We start from the raw sequence: 22,035 nt of genomic DNA, 5'->3' as shown, positions 1-22,035 counted from the left end.
CAGGCTCACCGCCTCGAAGATGGCGCGGCCGCCCAGACCGCCTTGGGCCAAGCGCTGCTTGAAACTCCACAGCGTGCGCGCATCGGGGATGTGCAGTGCTCCGTCCAGGCGGCAGAAGTGCTGGAAGCTCATGCGGTCCAGCACCTGGTACTCGCAGTCCTCGTCGCTGAGGTTGTACAGCGACTGGATGAACAGCAGCCGCACCATCACCTCGGTGGGGTACGGCGGGCGCCCGCCTTTGCTACGGTCAGCGCGAGGGCAGGCGGTGTCGACCCGGGCGGCAATGGCCGCGAAGTCGATCAGTTCGTCCATTGCTGCCAGGTTGGCGATGAAGCCGCCGAGCTTGGCTTGGCGTTGGTCTTGCACGAACAGGTCAGCGCCGGGCTGAGAGCGCCAGAAGGACGAGGGCTTGATGCGCGATGTGCTCATGGGCGCCATCATGCCGGCTCACGGGCTGCAAGGGGGAGGGAGGTTTCGAGAAGTGCCCTGCAGGACGTGGACGCCGGATTCCTGATCGCGGAGAAGCCGTCGAAGCTGCGTGCGATGAAGAACGAGCGCGAGCGGCGCTACGCCGAGCGGTGGGAGCGCTACAAGGCCAGTCTGCGGGCGAAGGTGGAGCACCCGTTCCGGGTGATCAAGCGGCAGTTCGGCTACACGAAGGTGCGCTACCGCGGCCTGGCGAAGAACGCGGCGCAGGTGCTGACGCTGTTTGCGCTGTCGAACCTGTGGATGGCGCGCCGGCGGTTGTTGCCGGCGACAGGGTTGGTGCGCCTGTAAGGCGGGGAAACCCGCCTGAAAGCGCCGGAAACGGCGCGTATACAGGGCATTGGAACGGCATTCGAGACAAAAATCTGCCTTGGGAGACCGAGATCGAGGCGTCAGGGCGGGTTGTTCAGACCTTCCTTAGATCATGAGCTTTTGCGTGCTTCAGCAAGGCGGCGAAGTAGACGCAACCAATGGCCACAAAGGACGAAAAAATAATGACGAGAATTCGCATCTCTCACAAACCTGGACCGCACTTGAGTGTGCATGTACCAAAATCATAGGCAGTAAGCCCAGCATCTATTGCATTTACTCCCGGCGTCACTTTAGCTGCTAACTTTGCGCCAATCCTCTCTGCCGTTCTGGACATACAAGCTCGGGTCACATCATCAATAACTTGTTTCGCTGCCTTGTCCGCCGCACTCAGCGCAACACCCTGTGCGCGATTCTGAAGGAAGGTGCTTGGCGTAACACCAATGGTTGCGTCTGCACCACACACTAGCATGCACCCCCCAAATTTCAATCCCGTGCGCGCAGCATCGACATATGGCTGAAAGACGTCATGTAGAATCGCAGAGACAAGACTCTCCGTATTCGGCTGCCCTGCTAGGGAAGGTCTGAACAACTCCGCCACTTTCAGCGAGAATGGGTCATCGGTTCAAGGGTGAGTTCGATGCAGCTATCGTTCGGTGATGCCGAAGGCATGGGTCGCAAGCGCACGCGGCGTGAGGTGTTCCTGGCGGAGATGGACCAAGTGGTGCCGTGGAAGGCGCTGCTGGCCTTGATCGAGCCGCATTACCCGCAATCGGGCCGTCCCGGCCGGCAGCCCTACCCCTTGGCGACGATGCTGCGCATTCACTTCCTGCAGCAGTGGTACGCGCTGTCTGATCCGGCGATGGAAGAGGCGCTGGTGGACACGCCGGTGATGCGCCGCTTCGCGCAGTTGGGCGGGCTTGCCGACATCCCGGACGAGACGACGATCCTCAACTTCCGCCGGCTGTTGGAGACGCACGGGCTGGCCGAGAAGCTGTTTGCGCAGGTCAATGCCCACCTTCAGCGCAAGGGTCTGAGCCTTCGGTCGGGGACGATCGTCGATGCGACGATCATCAACGCGCCGAGTTCGACGAAGAACCAGGATGGTGAGCGCGACCCGGAGATGCACCAGACCAGGAAGGGCAACCAGTGGTACTTCGGGATGAAGGCGCACATTGGCGTCGATGACGTGTCCGGTCTGGTACACCACGTGGAATGCACGGCGGCGAACGTGGCGGACGTGACGCAGGCGCACAAGCTGCTGCACGGCGAGGAGGACACCGTCTGCGGCGACAGCGGCTACACGGGTGCCGAGAAGCGCGAGGAGCTGCGGGACGTGGCGGCGGCGTTCCTGATCGCGGAGAAGCCGTCGAAGCTGCGCGCGATGAAGAACCAGCGCGAGCGGCGCTACGCCGAGCGCTGGGAGCGCTACAAGGCGAGCCTGCGGGCGAAGGTGGAGCACCCGTTCCGGGTGATCAAGCGGCAGTTCGGCTACATGAAGGTGCGCTACCGCGGCATCGCGAAGAACGCGGCCCAGGTGCTGACGCTGTTTGCGCTGTCGAATCTGTGGATGGTGCGCCGGCAGTTGATGCCGGCGACAGGGTTGGTGCGCCTGTAAGGCGGGGAAACCCGCCTGAAAGCGCCGGAAACGGCGCGTATACAGGGCATTGGAACGGCATTCGAGACAAAAATCTGCCTTGGAAGGCCGGGATCGAGGCGTCAGGGCGGGTTGTTCAGACCTTCCCTAGAGGCTTACGGAAAGGAGTATCGGGTTTGCTCCCAAGCCTTATCCTTAAATTCCATAGAGAAAACTTTTCTTTGCAGTATTCTATTGAAAGAGAACGATAATACTGCCTGAAAAGCAAGCGCCGCATCACCGCCAGAAATAACCAAATCGAAACCCGTATTCTTTTTCCCGGGCAACAATTTGATCTTCGTGGGCGCAGCCAGGTCCGAATAAGCTGAACGCGGGATAAAAATCTCCTTGCCATCAACATCGATATTAATTTCTGATATCTGCATTGAAGGGCACTCGCCCTCAGCCCCCCATCGCCACCCCGAACACGACCCAGATAAAGGCACACCATTAAACAATTGAACCCTTATCTCCCTCCCATCGATTAGTTCAACTAACTCCAATCCATTTGCATAAACATTAGACGCCGGAAACCAAATTAAAAAAATAGCGAACAAAGCATATTTTATGTTCACTCAACCACCTCAACCGTCTCGCCAATCGGAATTTTAATTCTGTCGGGAGGCAAGACAATGCACCCATGAGATGCATCGTTTCTTTTATTGTTTCCATGAATTCTAAAAGAAGAACAGTCCCTACCCGAACCTTCGCACTCATTTCCAGCCAACGGCTTAAGAACAACAGTATTTCTACCCGTGTTAGGACTGTCGTACCATTTGCCAATCAACTGCCACACGCCTCTCGGAATCGGACCTATTCCTTGCATGCCCTGGGCGGACGGATTATTTCTACCCTGACCAGTCCCCGCATATCCTGTAGCCGAATAATATATTTGCCCGGTTTTATCATCCACACAACTAATTGCCCCGGTAGTTTGCGAGTAAGTGCATTTCAAACCTAACGGATCAACAAACGAAACCGGATTCCCCCCGACATAGGCATACGTATTCACACCCCCCACCAGCCCGATCGGGTCGGACTGCAGGTAGCGGCCCAGGCTGGCCTCGTATTCGCGGTAGCCGTTGTGCCAGAGGCCGGATTCGGCGTCGTAGTACTGCCCCGGGAAGCCCAGGTTCAGCCCGCCGAAGGTGTCGAGGGTCACGCTGCGACCAAATGCGCTATTCGCCGCCTTCCACACCACCTGCTGGCCGGCATCCGTCGCCAGCTGCGGCCGGCCCAGGTGGTCGGTGTGCAGGTCATACAGCTGGTTGTTGCGCACCAGCGCCACCGGTTCGCTGCCGTTGTAGATGTAACTGGTCCACTGGCCGTTGGTGTTCTCAGCCAGCAGCTGGCTGAACCCCCCATACACATAGCGGCTTGACCCGCTGGGGGTGCGCTTGGCCACCCGCTGGTCCAGCGCGTTCACCGTGTACCACGTGGTCGCGCCCTGTGCCGTATGCTGCGCCAGCCGGCCAAACGGATCATACCCCAGGGTATGCCTCACCCCGGCGCTGTCCGTGTACGCCGTCACCGACCCGTTGGCGTCGTAGCTCAACCCCCACCCCTGGCCGTTGCGGATCACCTGCAGCAGCCGGTTGCTGTCCCCAGCCACAACATACCGAATGCTCCCCGCCGGCAGGGTGTCGTCCTGCTGCGTCCGGTTGCCCACCGCATCGTAGGCATAGGTGCTTACGTTGCCGCCCGCCAATGCGGCACTGGTCAGCCGGCCCAGCCCGTCATAGCCGTACCGCTGGGTCAGCGCCGCTTGCACCCCGTGGGTGATCGCCGTGATCCGGTTCGCCACGTCATACCCATAGGTCAGGCTCTGCAGCGGGCCCGAGACGTCACTGGTGCTGATCCCCGTCAGCCGGCCGCTGCCATCGTAGTTGCGGCCACCGCTCAGCCCGTTGCCATACTGCACCATCGTCGCAGGGCCAAAGGCACGATACTCCCCATACGCCACCACCGGCATCGTGACACCGTTGACCGTGGCCGTGATCTGCCACAGATGCCCGTCGGCATAGCCATACCCCACGCGCACACCGCTGGGATACTGGATCCCCGTCAGCCGCTGCATGCCGTCGTAGCTGTAGGTGGTGGTATCGGTGGCACCGTTGACGCTGTCCTGCCGGGTCGCCACCTGCCCCCACGGGGTATAGGTGAACCGGGTCGTGGTCGCCGTGCCGCCCGTCGTGGTCGCCTGACACAGCTGCCCCTTGCCATTGCCGCAGCTGTCATAGGTGAACGTGCGCACCTGCCCGCCACTCGCCACGGTCGCCAGCCGCCCCAGGGCGTCGTAGGTATACGTCGTCACACTGCCGTCCGCCCGCTGCAGCTGCGTCTGCTGCCCCACGGCGTTGTAGGTCAACCGGGTTGTCCCGGTGTCCGGACTGGTCTGGCTCAACAGATTGCCCAGACCGTCATACACATACTGCGTGACCAACCCGCGCGGATCGATCACCTGACTGATCTGCCCCAGCGGCGTGTAGCTGGTCCAGGTCGTGCCGCCCATCGCATCCGTGATCCGGTTGCGCCGCCGCTGCCGGTCATAGCCATATGTGGTCTGGTTGCCCAGCGCATCGGTCTCGGCATCCAGGTCGCCATTGGCGTTGTAATGGTAGGTCACCCGCTGGCCATTGCTCCCGCGGCGCGCACTGAGAAATCCGGACGTGTCGTAATCCAGATAGGTGGTGGTCTGGATCACCGAGATCCGCGTGGGCCCGCCACAATCGGAAGGGTCGACCGGATCACACACCCACATCCCCATCCCGTCTCCGGGTTGTGAGGACAGCAGCGTGGCAGGCCCCACCGCCCGGGAGTATTCAAGCCCGGTTTCGATCTTGGTGACCTGACTCAGCAGGTTGTATGTATAGCGCTCAAATGCCGTCGGCGGCTCCAGGCCGTCCTTGGCGTACGACGAATACAGCTCGTCACGGGAGACTTGAACCAGGCGATCGAAGTTGTCGTAGTCATAGCGAACGGCAACCCCATCCGGCGTGGTGACACTGCTCAGACGCCCACGCGCATCATAGCTGTAGGTCGTGGTCTGATAAGCCCCGGCATCGTATCGTTTTTCGGTCAATACCTGATCACGGGCGTTGTAGGTGTACCAGGTCACCCCACCGTTGGGATTGGTGACCTTGCCCGGCAACCCGAGTGCATTGTAATCCTCATAGCGGGTGACATGCCCCAGACTGTTGGTCACGGTCAACAGGTTGCCCGCCTTATCGTACGTCTTGGTGACCGCATCCCCGGTGCCGGGCAAGGGACCGTCCACCGTCATGCTCGCCACCAGACCATTGGGATGGAGGGTGTAGTCGTACGAAGTCACCAGGGTGCCGACCGTGCCGCCACCGTAATTGGTCACCGCGACGCTTTTCAGCAGACGCCTGCGACTGTCGTCGTCTGGATAATAGGTGTAGGTGGTGGTGTTCAAAAGCTGGTTGGTACTGGCCGCAAACACCCTGACCTCGTTCAGACGGGTCTTGTATGTGGCATCCCACACATACTGGGTGATCTGGCTCTGGTCGGTTTCCCCATTCAAACCGATTCCGGTCACCTTCTGGATCAGACGACCGTCGTCATCGTAGCTGTAATCGGTCGTGACCCCGTATGCGTCCACCTCATAGTCAACATTGCCCTTGCTGTCGTACATGGTGTCGCGCGCGGCCGCCGCACAGGTCGGCGAAAGGGGGCGCCGCACGCCGGTCACAATCTTGCGACCATCCACATTCGTCAGCAGGTAACGGGTCGTCTGCCCCAGCGCATTGGTGACTTCGGTATATTCGCCTGTTGCATCGGCACCGTATTTAAACTGGCTCCGTTCAACGCCACCCTCCAGGCCAGACCAGGCAACCCGGCCATCCGGATAATAGGCATAGCGGGAGTACCGCACACCATTAATGGAAATTCCGGTCAGACCGCCCGGTTGATTTGCATCCTCATAATGGTAGGTCCGGGTACCCAGGTTGTCCGGGTACACGACGCCGGCAAGGTAGCCATCCGCGGTGTAGCTATAACGGTAGATTTTGCCATTCGGCGCGGTGATGGCCGCCACCTTGTCGCCCGCCCACGACAACGCCAGCGAGCGCCCCGACGAATGCGTCACGGTCGCCAGCTGGTTGCTGGCGTTATAGCCATAGGTCAACCCGACGCCACGCGGATCGGACACTTTGAGCGGACGCCCATAGGCATCGTAAAGCTCGCTTGACCCATCCTTGAGGGTCAACAACCAGCCAGAACCGGATGCAGTGAGGGTAGCCTCATCCCCACTCACCCAACGACCATCAGATGCCGCGGTGAACTTCCAGGCAAACCCACTGCTGCGATTTGCATAAATTGCATCAAGGGCGGCACCGCCTGTCGCGCAGCTTTCAATCCGATCCAATCTACCGTGACATTGCAACGATCCATATTGGAAGCTCAACGTCCTTTCCAGGCTTGACGCCCAACGCGGCCCGAATATCCCAGTACGGACAAGCGATTTGTCGTAATTTCTGGCGACAACCAATGGATATTCATCGTACGAAGGCACGATAAAATCCATTTCATCCAGAACCTTGTTGCCCGTCGCAATAATAACAGGCTTGTCGGTTTTCTGGGGCGTCTTACCCTTATTGCAATCCGGTTCCACCGCCTTAACTACGGCATCTCGAGAATTGGCCTTATCCGTCGTCACGCGATCAAAGCCACCCCCGCCGTACCACCTGTCGAGATATTGATCAAACCTTTTCTCTTGCCTCGCCAAGCCCCCATACCCAAAATCAAGCGAAGTATAATATTGATAGCAATGCCTCTTCGCCGCCTGAACAACTACAGTGCCATCCGCCTTAACATAGGAGTATTCCGGAGAAATTTCCACACACACTTGAATCATAGCCATCGCTTTACCGCTGGCCAAAAACATAGCCACCAGCACCGCGAACAGACGCAGCCCCTTCCCGATCGACCACATTGACAACTTCTCTCCCTTTTGCTTGTTGCGCGCACCGCATTGCACGATGCGATTTACCCCCCATTTTTCATATGATGCCCAACAAAACCGACGCCTGACAAGCACACCGTCCGCAGCACCCATCGCCTCACCCGGCTGCCAGCCGCACTCCAGCGGCAGCCACCTGGGCGAACGAGAACCCCTCTTTGTCTAGCGTCAGACCGTGACCCTGCCGAAGCCCGCAGGGCTATCCGCAATCCCTTGCCCAGCGACTACAAACCGGGCCCGGTATAACGCCGCGCCGTGCTTTGGCCCCTTCCCTCTGGTGAAGCTGGCCAACGAAGCGCTGGAGACGGTGCGGCGGGACGAGGTCGGCACGTTGCCCGCCATCAGCGCACGCGCTGGCGCAAGAATGCCGCCGACTGGATCCAGGCCGAGGTCGATCTGCACGGGTTGCACATGACGCACTGCCGCATGGCGCGAGCCTAGCAGCGCTGCGCGACATCCTGGTCTGACGCCGTTCAAGCGACTGGCGAAGACCGTTCAGACCCACAGCGACGGCATCCGCAACAGGCTGGCTGCAGGCCACTCGAACGCCCGGGCCGAATCCATCAGCGCCGCGATCCAGGCCGCCATCGCCAGGGCGTGCGGGTTCCGCACCTTCGAGCACTTGCGCACCCTCATCGACCTCACCCGCGGCGCTCTGAAGCTGACGGCATCGCCCGTTGCCGGACGGGCAACACGATAGGCCGGGTAGTGTCATCCACACGGAACGTCACAGCCCCCGCCGTTCTCCGTTCTCGGTCGCCTGCGCCTGAGCAGACGAAAACCGCAACCGCCCACCCTTGAACCCGCGAAAACAGCCGAATTCGGCACTTGCACGCTCAAGAGATCACCAGAGAACAGAGAGAGAAAAACGGCGGAATGCGCGCCTGGAACGGCGACTTCAGGAGCGGCGCGCTCAAGAGGCCAAGGCCGAAAACCGCGCCAACACTGGCGCTCCAGACAAAAAAATCCCAACCGATAAGGGTTGGGATTTCACATTATGGTGGAGGTGGGCGGAATCGAACCGCCGTCCGAAGGCACTCCATGCCCGGCACTACATGCTTAGCCCGGTGTTGGGTCTCGGAGGCCGGCAACACACCGTGCGAAGCACGCCGGACTCCATACCCGCTTGAGGTTCAGTGCCGGTTGACGGGTCGCCGCCGGCACCTATTCCGTGATGATGACCCTACATCCACGAGCACGGACACAAGTGGGTTCGGGGCTAGGCCTTAGGCGGCCAGAGCGTAGTTGTCGTCGTTGGCAACTATGAGTTTGCAGCTGGATTTACGAGGAAAGCTACCCCCTCGGCATGCGCCGTGCGATTTCGCGACCCCCGTCGAAGCCAGTGCACCCCCGGGAAGCGTCGAACTCACGACAGTGCAAGTATAGGGGCGATACCGTGGTTCACAAGCCCGACACGCGATCGCGTTCATCTGCCATCTGCGGCAATGACGCGGGCCGCCGCACGCGCCCCTGCGCGGGGTTCCGGGGCGTGCAGCTGAGCCGTATCAGGAGCGCAGCGGCAGGATGCGGATTTCCACCCGGCGGTTGAGCGCCCGCCCCTGCTCGGTGTCGTTGCTGGCAATCGGGAAGCGCTTGCCAAAGCCGATGACCTCGAGCCGCTGCGGCTGCACGCCCTGCGCGATCAGGTAGCTGGCCACTGCATTGGCACGCTGCTCGGAGATGCGCTGGTTCACGGCATCCGAGCCGATGTTGTCGGTATGCCCGCTGACCTCGATGATGGTCTTGTCGTATTCACGCAAGGTGTTGGCGATGGCGCTCAGCGGCGGATAGAACTGAGGCTTGATGTCGCTGCGGTTGAAGTCGAAAGTGACGCCATCGGGCAGATTGAGTTTGATCACATCGCCATCGCGGGTCACGCCGATGCCGGTGCCAGCGGTTTCGCGCCGCAGCTGGGCTTCCTGGCGATCCTGATAGTTGCCTACCGCGGCGCCCGCCAGCGCACCGATGCCGGCACCGATCATCGCCTGCTGCCTGCGTTCGACGGCATCCTGACCACTCAGCAGACCGGCCGCTGCCCCGATGGCGGCACCGATCAGGGCGCCCTTCTTGGCCCGGGCGTGGTCGTCGTAGCCGCCTTGCGTGTCGTAGGACGCGCAGCCGGAGACGAAGGCGACCAGACAAATACCGAGCACGGCAAGTTTGAATGGCTGGCTATTCATGATATTGAGCTCCTTCTCGATCGCGATGACATGACGGTGATTGGCGCGAGTGGCCGCCATGCAGAGGCTAGACGCGACGACATGGCCTGAATGTGAACGCGCGCCGCAGTGTTAGGCCTACGACACGCCTACGACGCTTCGGCGAGCACGGCCTGCGCCCCCTCCGCGTCCAGCGGCAGGCTCCAGTCGCCCATCAGCGCGAGGTACAGCAGGGTTTCGAACTCTTCTCCGAATCGCCGTACGACCGCATCCGGATCCGGAATCAGGCGCGCATCGGCGATCAGCCCAAAATGCACCTTGCCGCGATAGCTGAGAATCGACAGCCCCACACCAATCGAGCCGGTCTGCGGCACCCAGAACATGATCTCGCGCAGCTCACAGCCGGCCAGATAGAGCGGCTGCTGCGGCCCGGGCACATTGGTGGCAACCGCGCTGGCCTTGCGGCTGAACAGCTCCAGCGCCAGCTCCTGCACGGGCTGCGGGGCGATGCCAAGTGCCGCCAGCAGGCCGTAGGCCACGATCGCCTGGCGCGACTGCTTGAGCTGGCGCATGCAGTCGGCCACCCGCTGTAAGCGCCGCACCGGGTTGCTCTCGCCCACCGGCAGGTCGAGAAAGACCAGGCCGAAGTGGTTGCCGAGCTTCTTCGCGTGCTCCAACGGGCGCAGATTGACCGGCACCGTGGCCCGCAGGGTCACCCCTTCCAGCGCCTCACCGCGCTCGCGCATGTAGCCACGCAGTGCACCCGCCGCCGCCGCCATCAGCACGTCATTGACGGTGCAACCACACGCGCGCCCGACCGCTTTCACTTCCTCCAGATCCAGCGGCTCGGCCCACGCGACCCGCTTGCTGACACCCAGGCGGCCTCGCAGCAAAGACGGTGGGTCGTCGGGTAGCGCCAGCGCATAGAGCAACTCGCGCGCGATCTCCCCACCCTCCTTCGCCAGCAAGGTGGCCAGCGATGGATCCTGCATCATCGCCATGCCTTGCTCCAGCGCCTTGCCGCCAAGCTGCATGTAGCGCTCCATCGCGCCAACCCGACGCGCGACCGGCACCGCCTCGTGCTTGAGCCAGGCGCGATCCAGGCGTGAGGATGCAGACGGTGCGCGGCTGGTATCGGTCAGCGAAAGTAGCACCTGCACCAAAGCGATGCCATCGGCGTAGCAGTGATGGATGCGCGCCACCAGCGCGGAGCCGCCCTGGTAGCGTTCGACCAAATGAAATTGCCACAGCGGCTTGGTCGGATCGAGCGGGCTGGACGCCAGCTGGCTGACGAAGCGCTCCAGCGCGCGCTTTTCCGAGGCTTTGCCCGGTCGGCCCGGCAGTGCGGACAGACGCACGTGCCAGTCCAGATCGAAATCCGGATCATCCACCCATTGCGCGCCGGTCGCGCCATCCACCGGCTTCTGGCGGAAGCGGGCATAAGCGAGGAAGCGTTGCTGAATCACCCGCTTGAGCTGCGCCAACGACATCGGCTCGGCGAACATCAGCACGCCGGTGATCATCATCGGGTTGGTTGGCCGCTCCATCCGCAGCCAGGCGGTATCGACGCGCGACATCGGCTCACGCCTTGGGCGCGAACGCTGCGACGCGGCGCTACCCTGCAAACGCGGTTTCGATGTGGCCATGCTTCCCCTCCCCAGCGGTGTCGCTGAGTGAATCATGCCGCCGCGCGAGAGGTCAACGCGGGCCGTCAAGCTCAAGCCGTCGGACGCGTGCCCCAAGGGAACCTCTGATCAACTTAGTAGGGAGTGTTCAAGACATAAAAGGTTTCCGCCGGCCAGGGAGGGCCGGCCACGCATCCCTCAAGCATGTGATGGATGCGTGTGAGCCCAGCCCAAGCCTGCACCGGACTTGGCGTGGGCTGACAACGCCTGGATGGCGTTGTTCAGACCTTTCCTAGATATTCGCGCGGGATGCGCTCGTTGAGCCTGGTCAGGATCTCGTAGCCGATGGTGCCGGCTCGCTGCGCCACGTCTTCGATGCGGATCGTCTGCTCGCCCTGGGTTCCCACCAGCACCACGTCGTCGCCGTTGTAGGCGGTGCCGCCGGGGCCGAGATCGACCATGAACTGGTCCATGCAGATGCGCCCGACGATCGGCCGCCGCTGCCCGCGCACCAGCACTTCGCCGTTGTTGGACAGCGCCCGCGGCCAGCCATCGCCGTAGCCGATCGGGATGGTCACCACGCGGGTGTCCTGCGCCGGCGCCCAGGTGGCGCCGTAGCTGACCGGATGGCCGGCGCGCACGACCTTGAAGTACACCACCTGCGACAGCAGCGACAGCGCCGGGCGCACTGGCACCGACGGCCGCGATGCGGGGTCGGGCATCACCCCATACAGCAGGATGCCGGGACGCACCATGTCCAGCCAGGTGTCGGGGAAATGCAGCACGCCGCCGGAGTTCGCCAGGTGCCGCAGCGGCATCGGCGCACCGATGCGGGTGAAGTGTGCGCAGGCTTCCTGGAAGCGCTCCACCTGCAGCGCGGTCATCGGCGATGCCGGATCGTCCGCGCAGGCCAAGTGCGAATACACGCCCTTGAGCACGCACCAGCGCGAGGCCACCGCTGCCTCGATGAAGGGGCCGCACGAATAGCTGTGCACCCCAATGCGCTCCATGCCGGTGTCGATCTTCAGATGGATTACCGCCTTGCGCCCGAGCGCCTGCGCCGCCTCCTCGACCTGGCGCAGCTTGTCCAGTGAGGAGACGGTGATCTCGAGATCATGCTCGATCAGTTGCTGCACCTGGCGCCCGAGGATGCCACCCAGCACCAGGATCGGCGCGTGGATTCCAGCGCGACGCAGGGCGATGCCCTCCTCTACGAACGCCACTCCGATCTGCTCCACGCCGCACGCCTGCAGGTGGCGCGCCACCGGCACCAGCCCGTGACCATAGGCATTCGCCTTGAGGATGGCCATCACCGGCACCCCGACGTGTGCGCGAATGGCCTGCAGGTTGTCCGCCAACGCAGTTAGATCAACCACGATCCGGGTCGGACGCTGCTGCATCGGATCGGTCACGGCAGCCTTGCCTCATTGTTCATAGCGACCCACATCGTCATGCGCGAGGTTGTCGAAGCGGGTGTATTCGCCGAAGAACTTCAGCTTGAAGTGGCCCACTTCGCCATTGCGGTGCTTGCCGATGATGATCTCGGCCAGGCCTTTGTCCGGTGAGTTTTCCTTGTTGTAGTACTCGTCGCGGTAGATGAACACGATCATGTCCGCGTCCTGCTCGATCGCGCCGGATTCGCGTAGATCGGCCATCAGCGGGCGCTTGTCGGTGCGCGACTCCAGCGAGCGGTTGAGCTGCGACAGCGCGATCACCGGCACGTTCAGCTCCTTGGCCAGGCCCTTCAGCGAACGGCTGATCTCGGAGATCTCGGTGGCGCGATTCTCGCTGTTACCGGGCACCTGCATCAGCTGCAGGTAGTCGATCACCACCAGCCCAAGGTCGTGCTCGCGCTTGAGCCGGCGCGCCTTGGCGCGCAGCACCTCTGGCGACAGCGCGGGAGTGTCGTCGATGAAAATCTTGACGCTGCTCAACTGGGCGATGGCGCCGGTGACCCGGCTCCAGTCCTCGTCCTCCAGATCGCCGGTCTTCAACCGCTTGGCGTTGACCCGGCCGAGCGATGAAATCAGGCGCAGCGCCAGCTGTTCGGCAGACATCTCCATCGAGAAGATCGCCACCGCCTTCTTCGACTTCAACGCCGCATATTCGGCAATGTTCAGGGCGAAGGTGGTCTTACCCATCGCCGGCCGCGCGGCCAGGATGATCAGGTCGGTCGGCTGCAGGCCGGCGGTCATCCTGTCGAAGTCCGCATAGCCAGTGGGCAGGCCGGTGACGCCGCTGCCGTTCTCGGCGCGCCGTTGCAGCACCTCGAAGGCATCGCGCAGCGCGTTCTTGACCGGAATGAAATCGCGTTTTCCGCGCGCATGCCCTTCCGCGATCGCAAAGACCGCCTGCTCGGCCTTGGCCAGCAGTTCGCTGGAATCGCGCCCCTCTGGCTGGAACCCGTCATTGACGATGCTGGTGCCGACATCGATCAGACGTCGCTGGATCGCCTTGTCACGCACGATCTCGGCATAGGCGCGGATATTGGCTGCGCTCGGGGTATTGGCCGCCAGTTCGACCAGATAGGCGCCGCCGGCCACCTGCTCGCCGATCCCCTGCGAGTCGAACCATTCGCCGACGGTCACCGCATCGCACGGCCGGTTCTTCTCCACCAGTTCGCGGATCGCGCGGTAGATCAGCTGGTGATCGCGCCGGTAAAAGTCCTCCTCCAGCAGCATGTCGGCGATGCGATCGTAGGCGCTTGGATCCAGCATCAGCCCGCCCAGCACCGCCTGCTCGGCCTCGATCGATTGCGGCGGTACGCGCAACTGTTCGACCTTGTGCTCGTTGCGCGTCTGGAAGCTGGCATCTGTACGTAGCCCGGACCTGCCGCTCATCGGCTGCATCGCTCCCCCGTCGGCCCGTCGTCGCGGACCGCTCGTGGTTGTGTGGTGAAAGCAGGCATCGTAGTCGTCCGCATCGAGGATGTGTTGCAGATAAACTTGTGGATAACCGGTGAGCGTCTCACCATTTGCGACGCACGCAGCCGACGCAAACGAAACGGGCGCCTTGCGGCGCCCGTCGTGGTATCGCGATCGCGTCGGATCAGGCCGCTTCCGGCACCACCACCACCTTCACGGTGGCATCGACGTCGGCATGCAGATGGACCGTCACTTCGAACTCGCCGGTGTGGCGCAGCGGGCCTTCGCCCATCACCACTTCCGACTTGTGCACCTCGACGCCCAGTTGCTTGGTGAGCGCCTCGGCGATTTCGCGCGGACCGACCGAGCCATACAGCTTGCCCTCGGTCGAAGCATTGGCGCTGACGGTGACGCTGGCATCGGCCAGCTTGGCCTGCCGGGCGTTGGCCGCTGCCAGCGCTTCGGCCGCCTTGGCCTCGTATTCGGCGCGCCGCGCCTCGAACTCGGCGATGTTGGCCGGGGTCGCCGGCACCGCCTTGCCCTGCGGCACGAGATAGTTGCGGCCGTAGCCGGGCTTGACGGTGACGAGATCGCCCAGGCCGCCGAGGTTGGTGACTTTCTGCAGAAGAATCAGTTGCATGGGATTGCTCCGTATTCGTTAGCGACGCGCACGGCGCCGCAACGCTTGCTGTCCGAATGAGACGGGCGTGCCCGTCGGAAGACGGGAATCAAAGGTTGTGGTTGTCGGTGTACGGGATCAGCGCAAGGTAGCGCGCCCGCTTGATGGCGTTCTGCAACTGACGCTGGTACTTGGACTTGGTACCGGTAATCCGGCTGGGAACGATCTTGCCGGTCTCGGTCAGGTACTGGCGCAGGGTGTTGAGATCCTTGTAATCGATCTCGGTGACGCCCTCGGCGGTGAACTTGCAGAACTTGCGGCGACGGAAGAACTTGGACATGGGAATGCTCCTGGAGGACGGCGCTTAGGCGGCTTCGGCGTTGTCGATGTCGCCAGTGCCGATGGCACTGTCGCTCTCGTCGTCACGGCGACGACGCTCGGGCTTGTCGCCCTTCTCGTCCTTGCTCTTCATGATCAGCGACTGCTCGGTGATGGCTTTGTCGCGGCGGATCACCAGGTGCCGCAGGATCGCATCGTTGAAGCGGAAAGTGCTGACCAGCTCATCGAGCACGGACTGCGCGGCTTCGATGTTCATCAGCACATAGTGCGCTTTGACCAGGTGCTGGATCGGGTAGGCCAACTGGCGACGCCCCCAATCTTCCAGACGATGGACCTTGCCGTTGCCGGCCTCGATCAAGCCCTTGTAGCGCTCGATCATGGCCGGGACTTGCTCACTCTGGTCAGGATGGACCAGGAATACGATTTCGTAGTGACGCATGGATAGTGGGTTCCTTATGGATGGCGGCAGGCGGGATGCCGGCCGGACAGCCCTCGGCCACCTGCCGCAGGGCGGACAGGCGCGTTCGGGCAAGAACTCCCGATTTTCGGGAGCCCGATATTATGGCGATTCGGTGCGCTTCGCGCAATCAGAGCGCAGCGTCGGCGTCCGTGGTGAAGCTCGACCCGCAGCCGCAGCCGCCAGTGACGTTAGGGTTGTCGAAGGCGAACTGCTCGTTCAGGCCGTGCTTGATGAAATCGATGCGGGTGCCGTCCACCTGCGGCAGACTGGCGGCGTCCACGAAGATACGGACGCCCTCGGAATCGAACACCACGTCGTCGGGGCGCTGCTCGCGCGCCATGTCGATCCGGTAGCCCCAGCCGGAGCAGCCGCTGCGGGACACCCCGAAACGCAAGCCAATCGCCTTGGGGTCGTCCTTCAGGTAGCCCAGGATGCGGGCGCGAGCGCTATCGGTGAGAGAAATGGCCATGAGCGGATTGTAGCTCCGGTAAACTTTCCGTTTCCATCTCAGGCGCGCAATGCAGGATTTCAAGATGACGACGATCTCCGTGGCCCAGGCATTGGCCGGGCATGTTCCGGAAGGCGGCCAGGTGACGGTGCGCGGTTGGGTGCGCACCCGCCGCGACTCCAAGGCCGGGGTGAGCTTCGTGAACGTCAGCGACGGCTCCTGCTTCGCGCCGATCCAGGTGGTGGCGCCGGCCACGCTGACCAACTACGAGACCGAGGTGAAGCACCTGACTACCGGTTGCGCGGTGATCTGCACCGGAACCCTGGTGAAATCACCGGGCCAGGGCCAGGCTTTCGAGATCCAGGCCAGCCGGATCGAGGTCGTGGGTTGGGTCGAGGACCCGCTCACCTACCCGATGCAGCCCAAGCAGCACTCGCTGGAGTACCTGCGCGAGTTCGCCCATCTGCGCCCGCGCACCAATCTGTTCGGCGCAGTCACCCGCATCCGCCACTGCCTGGCGCAGGCAGTGCATCGCTTCTTCCACGAGCGCGGCTTCTACTGGATCAGCACGCCGATCATCACCACCTCCGACGCCGAGGGCGCAGGCCAGATGTTCCGTGTCTCCACCCTGGACCTGGCCAACCTTCCGCGCGATGACAAGGGTGAGGTGGACTTCACGCACGACTTCTTCGGCAAGGAGACCTTCCTCACCGTCTCCGGCCAGCTCAACGTGGAGGCGTTCTGCCTGGCCCTGAGCAAGGTTTACACCTTCGGCCCCACTTTCCGTGCCGAGAACAGCAACACCACCCGCCATTTGGCCGAGTTCTGGATGATCGAGCCGGAGATCGCGTTCGCCGATCTCAACGACGACGCCAACCTGGCCGAAGACTTTCTGAAGTATCTGTTCCGCGCGGTGCTGGATGAGCGCGGCGACGACATGGCCTTCATCGCCGAACGCGTGCAGAAGGACGCGATCAGCCGCCTGGAAGGCTTCATCAACGCACCGTTCGAGCGAATCGACTACACCGAGGCCATCACCTTGCTGCAGAAATCCGGCAAGCAGTTCGATTTCCCAGTCGAATGGGGCCTGGACCTGCAGACCGAGCACGAGCGCTGGCTGACCGAGGAGCACGTCGGCCGTCCGGTGGTGGTGATGAACTATCCCGAGCACATCAAGGCGTTCTACATGCGCCTGAACGACGACGGCAAGACCGTGGCCGCGATGGACGTGCTGGCGCCGGGCATCGGCGAGATCATCGGCGGCAGCCAGCGCGAGGAGCGCCTGGACGTGCTGGACGCGCGCATGGCGCAGTTCGGACTGGATCCCCAGCACTACGGCTGGTATCGCGATCTGCGCCGTTACGGCAGCGTTCCGCACGCTGGCTTCGGTCTCGGCTTCGAGCGGCTGGTGGTGTACGTGTGCGGATTGACCAACATCCGCGACGCGATTGCCTATCCGCGCACCCCAGGGCATGCCGAGTTCTGACCGATGAACGCGGACTTGATCCTGTTTCTGGCCCTGACCGCGTTCGCGGTTGCGATCGCCGGCGCCACCGCGTTCGTGATCTTCTGGCCGCTCACCCTGGTGCACATCCGCGACCGCCACCCCGCGATCGCGGCAGAGCTTGGTGAAGGCGCCTTCCTCAAGCCCAAGGCGCTATGGTGGCTGCTGCGGCGCCGTTACCGCGCCTACCCGGATCGCGCGCTGAGTGGCCTGGCCACGCCGTCCTGGATTTCGCTATTGGTGATCCTGGATGGAGTGGCGATGGGCGGCGTGCTCTGGATCGTCGGGCAGGCACTGTCATGACGGCCAGGCATGAAAGCTGGTGGCTGGCCACCCTCGGCCGCACGGTGATCTGGGCGCGCCTGCGCGAGCGCGCGGCCGGCACCGCCGAGGTCTTCGACTGCGATGGCAACACCCTGCCCTTCGATAGCGTGGACTCTGCGCGCGCGGCGCTGCTGGATGCCGAATTCGTCGAGTTCGACGGCCTGGACGAGGCGGATGCGCAGGCGCGCGGGTTTCTGCTGGCCGAACTGGCGCCACCGCACGCGCCGGACGATCAGGCCCTACGCGCGCTGATGGTGCAAACCTTCACGCGCAGCGATTGATGCCGCACTAGCGCTGGCCAGCAGGCGACGTCGGCGGACGCACGCTGCCGTTGTCTTCCTGCAGCTCCGGCTTGAAGGGAATGTCCGGCGCAGGCCGTCCGCTGGACGGCTGCTCATTGGCGTCAGGATCGACCGGGTAGCAGCTGCCACCGAACTGCAGCAGCGATACCACACATTTCAGCTGCAGCCCGGTGCCCGGGATCGGGATCGACAGCTCCTTGATCCCGCGCCGCACCCACTCCTGCAGCAGGCTGCCGTCCGGAATCCAATACTTGTCGAAGCGGGTGCCGCGGTATTCCAGCCCGGGCCGCTTGAGCCAGGTCCCCGCACGGTCGAGATCGAGGCGGTTGTTCTTCGACCACGTATCCGGCAGACGCACACTTCCGTCGGGATTGAATAGCCCGGACTGGCCATCGCCGCGGCGGCCGCCGTTGCCGGTGCCGGCCACGTTGCGGTTGGAGGCCCCCCAATCGTCGCTCTTGGCAGCTCCCGGCCAGCCACCCGGCGCGGGCGTCAGGCCCGGCCCGGCCCCCGCCCCGACCGTGCCGACCCCGCGCCCGCCCTCGGCGGCCGCGCGCGCACCCGCGCCGGTGCCGGCCTGGGCCTGGCCGCTACCCGCCGGCAGGCGCGCATCGCCCCCCGCACCGCGGACCGGGCTGGCGCCATTGGCGGCGCTACCCACGCCAGGCTGGGCGGAGGCCGCACCACCGGGTGCCGCGGCGCTGGCCTGCCCCTCGCGCAGCGGCAGCGCCTGCACCTGGCTACGCAACCGCTCTTCGCGCAGCGGCAGATCGACCGTTGGCAGCGGGCGCAAGCGGGCGATGGCGCGCGTATCCGGGGTGAAGACCTCGATCTCCTCCACCCGCGTCTTTGGTTCCGGGACCCGCAGCGGCAGCGGACGCTCGGCGGGCTGCAGCATGCGCACCGGAGGTGTCGGGAGGTTGGGTAGCTCCTCGACCGCCGCCTGCGGCGGGACATCGCGCAGCTGCAGCGCTGGCAATCGCAGCGCCGAGGGACGCGGCGGCGGCAGTTGCAGCGCTTGCGGCTGGGGTTGCGGAACATTGCTGACATCAAGCTCCTGCGCCGCGCTCGCCGGCGTCGGCGGCGGCTGCCGCGCCGGTGCGTCGGGCAGAGCCTGCAGCACAGGCGGCGAGGGCAGCGCCTGCTGCTCCAGCTGCGGGCGGCCGCCGTCGCCGGTCGCGACGCTGGCCACCGGCGGCTCCGGCACCCGGGATGTGCGTGCACGTGGCGCCGCCGCGGCCGGGGCCGATTCCGCGCCGGCATTCGCCAGTGCGCCACCACCCGCCGCCGCATTGCCGCGCCCGATGAACTCGACCTGCACCGCCTGCTCGTCCTCCGGCGCCTGCGAAAGCGCCAGGAAGCGCAGGTACATCAGCCACGCCAGCAGTACCAGCAAGACGATGTGCAGCAAAAGATCGGCCACGCCCGCGGCGATGCGCAGCCCCCGATCCTCACGCGGATCCGACGGCCGCGCACGCCGCAGTAGATGGAAAAACGGCGCGCCAAGTCCTCCGCCTCCGCGAGGCGGCAGCGGACGCTGCGCCAGGCCGGCCACACAGGCCTCCACATGCGCGCGCGCGGTGGAGGTATCGATCGGGTCGAGTGCCTCGAACCAGCCCTGCCAGCCCGCGGGGAACTGCCCGGCGCCGTCCGGCCGCCCCATGCGCAGCAGGCGGCGCTGGTTGATCGCGGCGATGACGTCGGCAGCCGTCGTCACGCGCGCCGACCGTCTCAGCCCTGACCGCGCGGCATATAGGGGGCGCTGCCGCTGGCATGGTCGGTGGCATCGCGCACGCCCGCCAGGCCCGGCACTTTTTCCAGCAAGGCCCTCTCGACTCCCTGCTTGAGGGTGACATCGACCATGCTGCATCCGTGGCAGCCACCGCCGAACTGCAGCACCGCGATGCCGTCGGCGGTCACTTCGATGACTTCGACATGACCTTTGTGCATCGCCAGCTGCGGATTGACGTCGTGCTCGATCACCCAGCGCACGCGCTCATCCAGCGGCGCATCCGGTGCAGGCGCCCGGCCCTTGATGGCAGGCGCGCGGATTTGCAGCTGCCCACCGGTGGCCAACGTGGCGTAATCGATCTCCGCTCCCTCAAGAAATGGCGCGCTGGGGGCATCCAGCCATAAGGTGAAGCCTTCGCAGTCGATCGCCCACTCGTCGCCCTGCAAATCCTCTGTGCCCGCGAACTCGAGGCGCACGTCGGCACGCGGCGTGCCTGCATGCACCGCCGACAGCCGTACACCCAGGCCCGGAATGGCCTCGCGCTGGATCAGTTTGCGGAAATGCGCTTGTGCGGCTTCGGAAATGCGGATCATGCGGCTATTCTAGCGAGGCTGGCGCACGCTGCGCGCGCGTCTCCCCCCTGTATTCATGCAAGACGGAGCCCTGGCATGGCCGACCTGATCCCCCTCGCCCACGCGCACTGCATCCCGCGTCGCGGCCACGAGCATCGTCTGACCGACGCCAGCATCCGCGAACTGCTGCCGCAGGTACCCGGCTGGGCGCTGGCAGAAAACGGACACGCACTGATTCGCACGTTCACGTTTGCGGACTACTACCGCACGATGTCGTTCGTGAACGCCTTGGCCCATGTGGCCAACCGCGAAAACCACCACCCCGACCTATCGGTGCATTACGACCGCTGCGTGGTGCGCTGGTCCACCCACGACGTCGGCGGTCTGAGCGAGAACGACTTCATCTGCGCGGCCAAGACCGACCTGCTCGCGGATTGAACCGCCATACCCCTCAGCGCAGCCGCGCCAACACTTCCAGCAATTCTGGCGGCAATGGCGCGCTGAGCGAGTACGGCGTTTTGCCGCCATCCAGCGCAAACTCCAGGGCGGAGGCGTGCAGGAACAGCCGCTTCAGACCCGCCTGCTCGCGCAGCCGCTTGTTCGCGGCCGTATCGCCGTACTTGTCGTCGCCGGCTACCGGGTGGCCGATGTGCTGCGCGTGGACGCGAATCTGGTGAGTACGCCCGGTTTCGATGCGGATCTCGCAAAAGCTCTGCCCGCCGCGCCGCTCCAGCACCCGGAAATGGCTGACCGACGGCTTGCCCGAGGCGCTGACCTGCACGTGGCGCTCGCCCCCCTGGCGCAGGCCGACGTGCAGCGGCGCATCCACCCGCATGGCGCCGTCCGGCAAACGACCGACCAACAGCGCGAGATAGCGCTTTTCGATGCCAGATCCATGATCTTCCCGCAATAATCGCTGCAGTTCGCTCAAAGCAGAGCGTTTTTTGGCCAGCACCATCAGGCCGGAGGTATCGCGATCGAGCCGGTGCACCAGCTCGAGGCTGTCGCGCGGCCGCAGCGCGCGCAGGGTTTCGATCACCCCGAACGCAACGCCGCTGCCTCCGTGGCTGGCGATGCCCGAGGGCTTGTTGATCGCCAGCAGACGGGTATCCTCGAATACGATCGCCGCATCGAGCGCCGCGAGCAGCCCTTTCGGCGGCGAACGGTCGCCATCCTGCGGCGATTCGATGCGAACAGGCGGGATCCTGACCTCGTCCCCAGCTTCCAGCCTGCGCTCCGCCTTGGCCCGCCCCCCGTTCACCCGCACTTGCCCGCTGCGCACCAGCTTGTACACCAGCGAGCGCGGCGCGCCTTTGAGCTGGCCCAGCAGGAAGTTGTCCAGGCGCTGGCCAGCGCGTTCGTCGGGGACGCGCACGCTGCGCGCGCCGCCACCGGCAGGGGGGGCAGGCTGTGTCATCGGAGACTGATCTGGTACACTCGGGGCGTGATGCAAAGGTCTGATTTCGCAGGCAGTGCCGGGCAATCCATCGCCCTTTCCGGCCGAAAGCCGGCCTGCCTGACGGGCTCCGGCGCAGTGACGTTGCCGCCACCCTCGGGGTGGACATGTTAACGGCTGCGCGGCAGTCCTGCGCATCGCCGGCCCTGCCGTGATTCCACCCGTTGAACAATGTCCCGCGCGACGCGCCAACCACCTTCGCGGTGTGCGGCGGCGGTC

The 22,035-nt window shown here is 64.0% G+C and carries 20 protein-coding genes, 1 other RNA gene and 1 pseudogene; 7 read left to right on the top strand and 15 right to left on the bottom strand.

The genetic code is table 11. The annotated features are described in order from the left end of the window. Nucleotides 1–429: transposase (locus tag ML342_RS06865; protein WP_240126282.1), on the bottom strand; the 429-nt coding region annotated here is incomplete at its 3' end. Nucleotides 430–474: 45 nt separating this feature from the next. On the opposite strand from ML342_RS06865, the pseudogene ML342_RS06860 reads away from it, so the two are divergent. Further along, nucleotides 475–777 (top strand): annotated as a pseudogene (locus tag ML342_RS06860) (transposase); the annotation flags it as partial. A gap of 658 nt (nucleotides 778–1,435) precedes the next feature. Continuing rightward, nucleotides 1,436–2,413, top strand: a complete 978-nt coding sequence (locus ML342_RS06855; protein WP_240126281.1) for an IS5 family transposase — start codon at nucleotides 1,436–1,438, stop codon at nucleotides 2,411–2,413. Nucleotides 2,414–2,547: 134 nt separating this feature from the next. Here ML342_RS06855 and ML342_RS06850 read toward each other — a convergent pair whose 3' ends face one another. Together ML342_RS06850 and ML342_RS06845 are read right to left on the bottom strand one after the other, a co-directional pair. Further along, complete coding sequence (locus ML342_RS06850) at nucleotides 2,548–3,006, bottom strand: hypothetical protein (protein ID WP_240126280.1); 459 nt, start codon at nucleotides 3,004–3,006, stop codon at nucleotides 2,548–2,550. Beyond that, nucleotides 3,003–7,508, bottom strand: coding sequence for an RHS repeat-associated core domain-containing protein (locus ML342_RS06845; RefSeq protein ID WP_240126279.1), 4,506 nt, complete (start codon nucleotides 7,506–7,508; stop codon nucleotides 3,003–3,005). The genes ML342_RS06850 and ML342_RS06845 overlap by 4 nt, the downstream gene beginning before the upstream one ends. A 367-nt stretch (nucleotides 7,509–7,875) precedes the next feature. On the opposite strand from ML342_RS06845, the gene ML342_RS12010 reads away from it, so the two are divergent. Then, nucleotides 7,876–8,112 (top strand): transposase, encoded by a 237-nt coding sequence (locus tag ML342_RS12010; protein ID WP_084602481.1) that lies wholly within the window; start codon nucleotides 7,876–7,878, stop codon nucleotides 8,110–8,112. 298 nt (nucleotides 8,113–8,410) lie between these two features. Here ML342_RS12010 and ssrA read toward each other — a convergent pair. From ssrA to ML342_RS06795, 9 genes are all read right to left on the bottom strand, one after another. Then, nucleotides 8,411–8,764: a transfer-messenger RNA gene (ssrA, locus tag ML342_RS06835) on the bottom strand. 153 nt (nucleotides 8,765–8,917) lie between these two features. Continuing rightward, on the bottom strand, nucleotides 8,918–9,592 hold the full coding sequence (locus ML342_RS06830) for a YiaD family glycine zipper/OmpA-like lipoprotein (RefSeq protein ID WP_338064995.1): 675 nt from the start codon (nucleotides 9,590–9,592) through the stop codon (nucleotides 8,918–8,920). A 128-nt stretch (nucleotides 9,593–9,720) separates the two neighbouring features. Then, nucleotides 9,721–11,148, bottom strand: a complete 1,428-nt coding sequence (locus tag ML342_RS06825; RefSeq protein WP_240126277.1) for a WS/DGAT/MGAT family O-acyltransferase — start codon at nucleotides 11,146–11,148, stop codon at nucleotides 9,721–9,723. A 329-nt stretch (nucleotides 11,149–11,477) separates the two neighbouring features. Further along, complete coding sequence (gene alr, locus ML342_RS06820) at nucleotides 11,478–12,608, bottom strand: alanine racemase (protein WP_240126276.1); 1,131 nt, start codon at nucleotides 12,606–12,608, stop codon at nucleotides 11,478–11,480. A 12-nt stretch (nucleotides 12,609–12,620) separates the two neighbouring features. After that, entirely contained in the window at nucleotides 12,621–14,036 is a 1,416-nt protein-coding gene (locus tag ML342_RS06815; RefSeq protein ID WP_240126275.1) for a replicative DNA helicase, read from the bottom strand. Between the two features lie 208 nt (nucleotides 14,037–14,244). Beyond that, nucleotides 14,245–14,700 (bottom strand): 50S ribosomal protein L9, encoded by a 456-nt coding sequence (gene rplI / locus ML342_RS06810; RefSeq protein WP_240126274.1) that lies wholly within the window; start codon nucleotides 14,698–14,700, stop codon nucleotides 14,245–14,247. 88 nt (nucleotides 14,701–14,788) lie between these two features. Then, the gene (rpsR, locus tag ML342_RS06805) at nucleotides 14,789–15,019 is read right to left on the bottom strand and encodes a 30S ribosomal protein S18 (protein WP_240126273.1); all 231 of its coding nucleotides are present in this window, start codon (nucleotides 15,017–15,019) and stop codon (nucleotides 14,789–14,791) included. 24 nt (nucleotides 15,020–15,043) lie between these two features. Next, nucleotides 15,044–15,457, bottom strand: a complete 414-nt coding sequence (gene rpsF, locus ML342_RS06800; RefSeq protein WP_240126272.1) for a 30S ribosomal protein S6 — start codon at nucleotides 15,455–15,457, stop codon at nucleotides 15,044–15,046. A gap of 148 nt (nucleotides 15,458–15,605) precedes the next feature. Then, nucleotides 15,606–15,947: a HesB/IscA family protein gene (locus tag ML342_RS06795; protein ID WP_240126271.1), complete on the bottom strand. Its 342-nt coding sequence runs from the start codon at nucleotides 15,945–15,947 to the stop codon at nucleotides 15,606–15,608. Nucleotides 15,948–16,011: 64 nt separating this feature from the next. Here ML342_RS06795 and asnS point away from each other — a divergent pair, with 64 nt between their 5' ends. Genes asnS through ML342_RS06780 form a run of 3 tightly spaced genes read left to right on the top strand, consistent with a single transcriptional unit; the run spans nucleotide 16,012 to nucleotide 18,035 of the window. Then, the gene (gene asnS / locus ML342_RS06790) at nucleotides 16,012–17,412 is read left to right on the top strand and encodes an asparagine--tRNA ligase (protein WP_240126270.1); all 1,401 of its coding nucleotides are present in this window, start codon (nucleotides 16,012–16,014) and stop codon (nucleotides 17,410–17,412) included. A gap of 15 nt (nucleotides 17,413–17,427) precedes the next feature. Beyond that, nucleotides 17,428–17,733 carry a hypothetical protein gene (locus tag ML342_RS06785; protein ID WP_439655177.1) on the top strand — a complete coding sequence of 102 codons (306 nt, stop codon included), beginning with the start codon at nucleotides 17,428–17,430 and terminating at the stop codon, nucleotides 17,731–17,733. After that, nucleotides 17,730–18,035 carry a hypothetical protein gene (locus ML342_RS06780; RefSeq protein WP_240126268.1) on the top strand — a complete coding sequence of 102 codons (306 nt, stop codon included), beginning with the start codon at nucleotides 17,730–17,732 and terminating at the stop codon, nucleotides 18,033–18,035. Before ML342_RS06785 ends, ML342_RS06780 begins: the two co-directional genes overlap by 4 nt. Nucleotides 18,036–18,042: 7 nt before the next feature. On the opposite strand, the gene ML342_RS06775 is transcribed toward ML342_RS06780, so the two are convergent. Continuing rightward, the gene (locus ML342_RS06775) at nucleotides 18,043–19,773 is read right to left on the bottom strand and encodes a hypothetical protein (RefSeq protein WP_240126267.1); all 1,731 of its coding nucleotides are present in this window, start codon (nucleotides 19,771–19,773) and stop codon (nucleotides 18,043–18,045) included. A gap of 14 nt (nucleotides 19,774–19,787) precedes the next feature. After that, nucleotides 19,788–20,381: an NfuA family Fe-S biogenesis protein gene (locus tag ML342_RS06770; protein ID WP_240126266.1), complete on the bottom strand. Its 594-nt coding sequence runs from the start codon at nucleotides 20,379–20,381 to the stop codon at nucleotides 19,788–19,790. A 75-nt stretch (nucleotides 20,382–20,456) separates the two neighbouring features. On the opposite strand from ML342_RS06770, the gene ML342_RS06765 reads away from it, so the two are divergent. Then, entirely contained in the window at nucleotides 20,457–20,798 is a 342-nt protein-coding gene (locus tag ML342_RS06765) for a 4a-hydroxytetrahydrobiopterin dehydratase (RefSeq protein WP_240126265.1), read from the top strand. 13 nt (nucleotides 20,799–20,811) lie between these two features. Here the strand turns inward: ML342_RS06765 and ML342_RS06760 are convergent, their stop codons facing one another. Continuing rightward, complete coding sequence (locus tag ML342_RS06760) at nucleotides 20,812–21,777, bottom strand: RluA family pseudouridine synthase (RefSeq protein WP_240126264.1); 966 nt, start codon at nucleotides 21,775–21,777, stop codon at nucleotides 20,812–20,814. Nucleotides 21,778–22,035: the final 258 nt, after the last annotated feature.

The organism is Thermomonas alba, assembly GCF_022419205.1.
Classification (GTDB): Bacteria; Pseudomonadota; Gammaproteobacteria; order Xanthomonadales; family Xanthomonadaceae; genus Thermomonas; species Thermomonas alba.
This window is presented reverse-complemented; position numbering and strand designations above follow the sequence as displayed.

Excerpts from the sequence above, each read along its gene's own strand:
- rpsR (WP_240126273.1), bottom strand. The coding sequence starts at position 15,019 with ATGTCCAAGTTCTTCCGTCGCCGCAAGTTCTGCAAGTTCACCGCCGAG.
- ML342_RS06815 (WP_240126275.1), bottom strand. The coding sequence starts at position 14,036 with ATGAGCGGCAGGTCCGGGCTACGTACAGATGCCAGCTTCCAGACGCGC.
- ML342_RS06770 (WP_240126266.1), bottom strand. The coding sequence starts at position 20,381 with ATGATCCGCATTTCCGAAGCCGCACAAGCGCATTTCCGCAAACTGATC.
- ML342_RS06795 (WP_240126271.1), bottom strand. The coding sequence starts at position 15,947 with ATGGCCATTTCTCTCACCGATAGCGCTCGCGCCCGCATCCTGGGCTAC.
- ML342_RS06830 (WP_338064995.1), bottom strand. The coding sequence starts at position 9,592 with ATGAATAGCCAGCCATTCAAACTTGCCGTGCTCGGTATTTGTCTGGTC.
- rpsF (WP_240126272.1), bottom strand. The coding sequence starts at position 15,457 with ATGCGTCACTACGAAATCGTATTCCTGGTCCATCCTGACCAGAGTGAG.
- rplI (WP_240126274.1), bottom strand. The coding sequence starts at position 14,700 with ATGCAACTGATTCTTCTGCAGAAAGTCACCAACCTCGGCGGCCTGGGC.
- ML342_RS06825 (WP_240126277.1), bottom strand. The coding sequence starts at position 11,148 with ATGTCGCGCGTCGATACCGCCTGGCTGCGGATGGAGCGGCCAACCAAC.
- ML342_RS06845 (WP_240126279.1), bottom strand. The coding sequence starts at position 7,508 with ATGGGTGCTGCGGACGGTGTGCTTGTCAGGCGTCGGTTTTGTTGGGCA.
- ML342_RS06760 (WP_240126264.1), bottom strand. The coding sequence starts at position 21,777 with ATGACACAGCCTGCCCCCCCTGCCGGTGGCGGCGCGCGCAGCGTGCGC.
- asnS (WP_240126270.1), top strand. The coding sequence starts at position 16,012 with ATGACGACGATCTCCGTGGCCCAGGCATTGGCCGGGCATGTTCCGGAA.
- ML342_RS06765 (WP_240126265.1), top strand. The coding sequence starts at position 20,457 with ATGGCCGACCTGATCCCCCTCGCCCACGCGCACTGCATCCCGCGTCGC.
- ML342_RS06855 (WP_240126281.1), top strand. The coding sequence starts at position 1,436 with ATGCAGCTATCGTTCGGTGATGCCGAAGGCATGGGTCGCAAGCGCACG.
- ML342_RS06780 (WP_240126268.1), top strand. The coding sequence starts at position 17,730 with ATGACGGCCAGGCATGAAAGCTGGTGGCTGGCCACCCTCGGCCGCACG.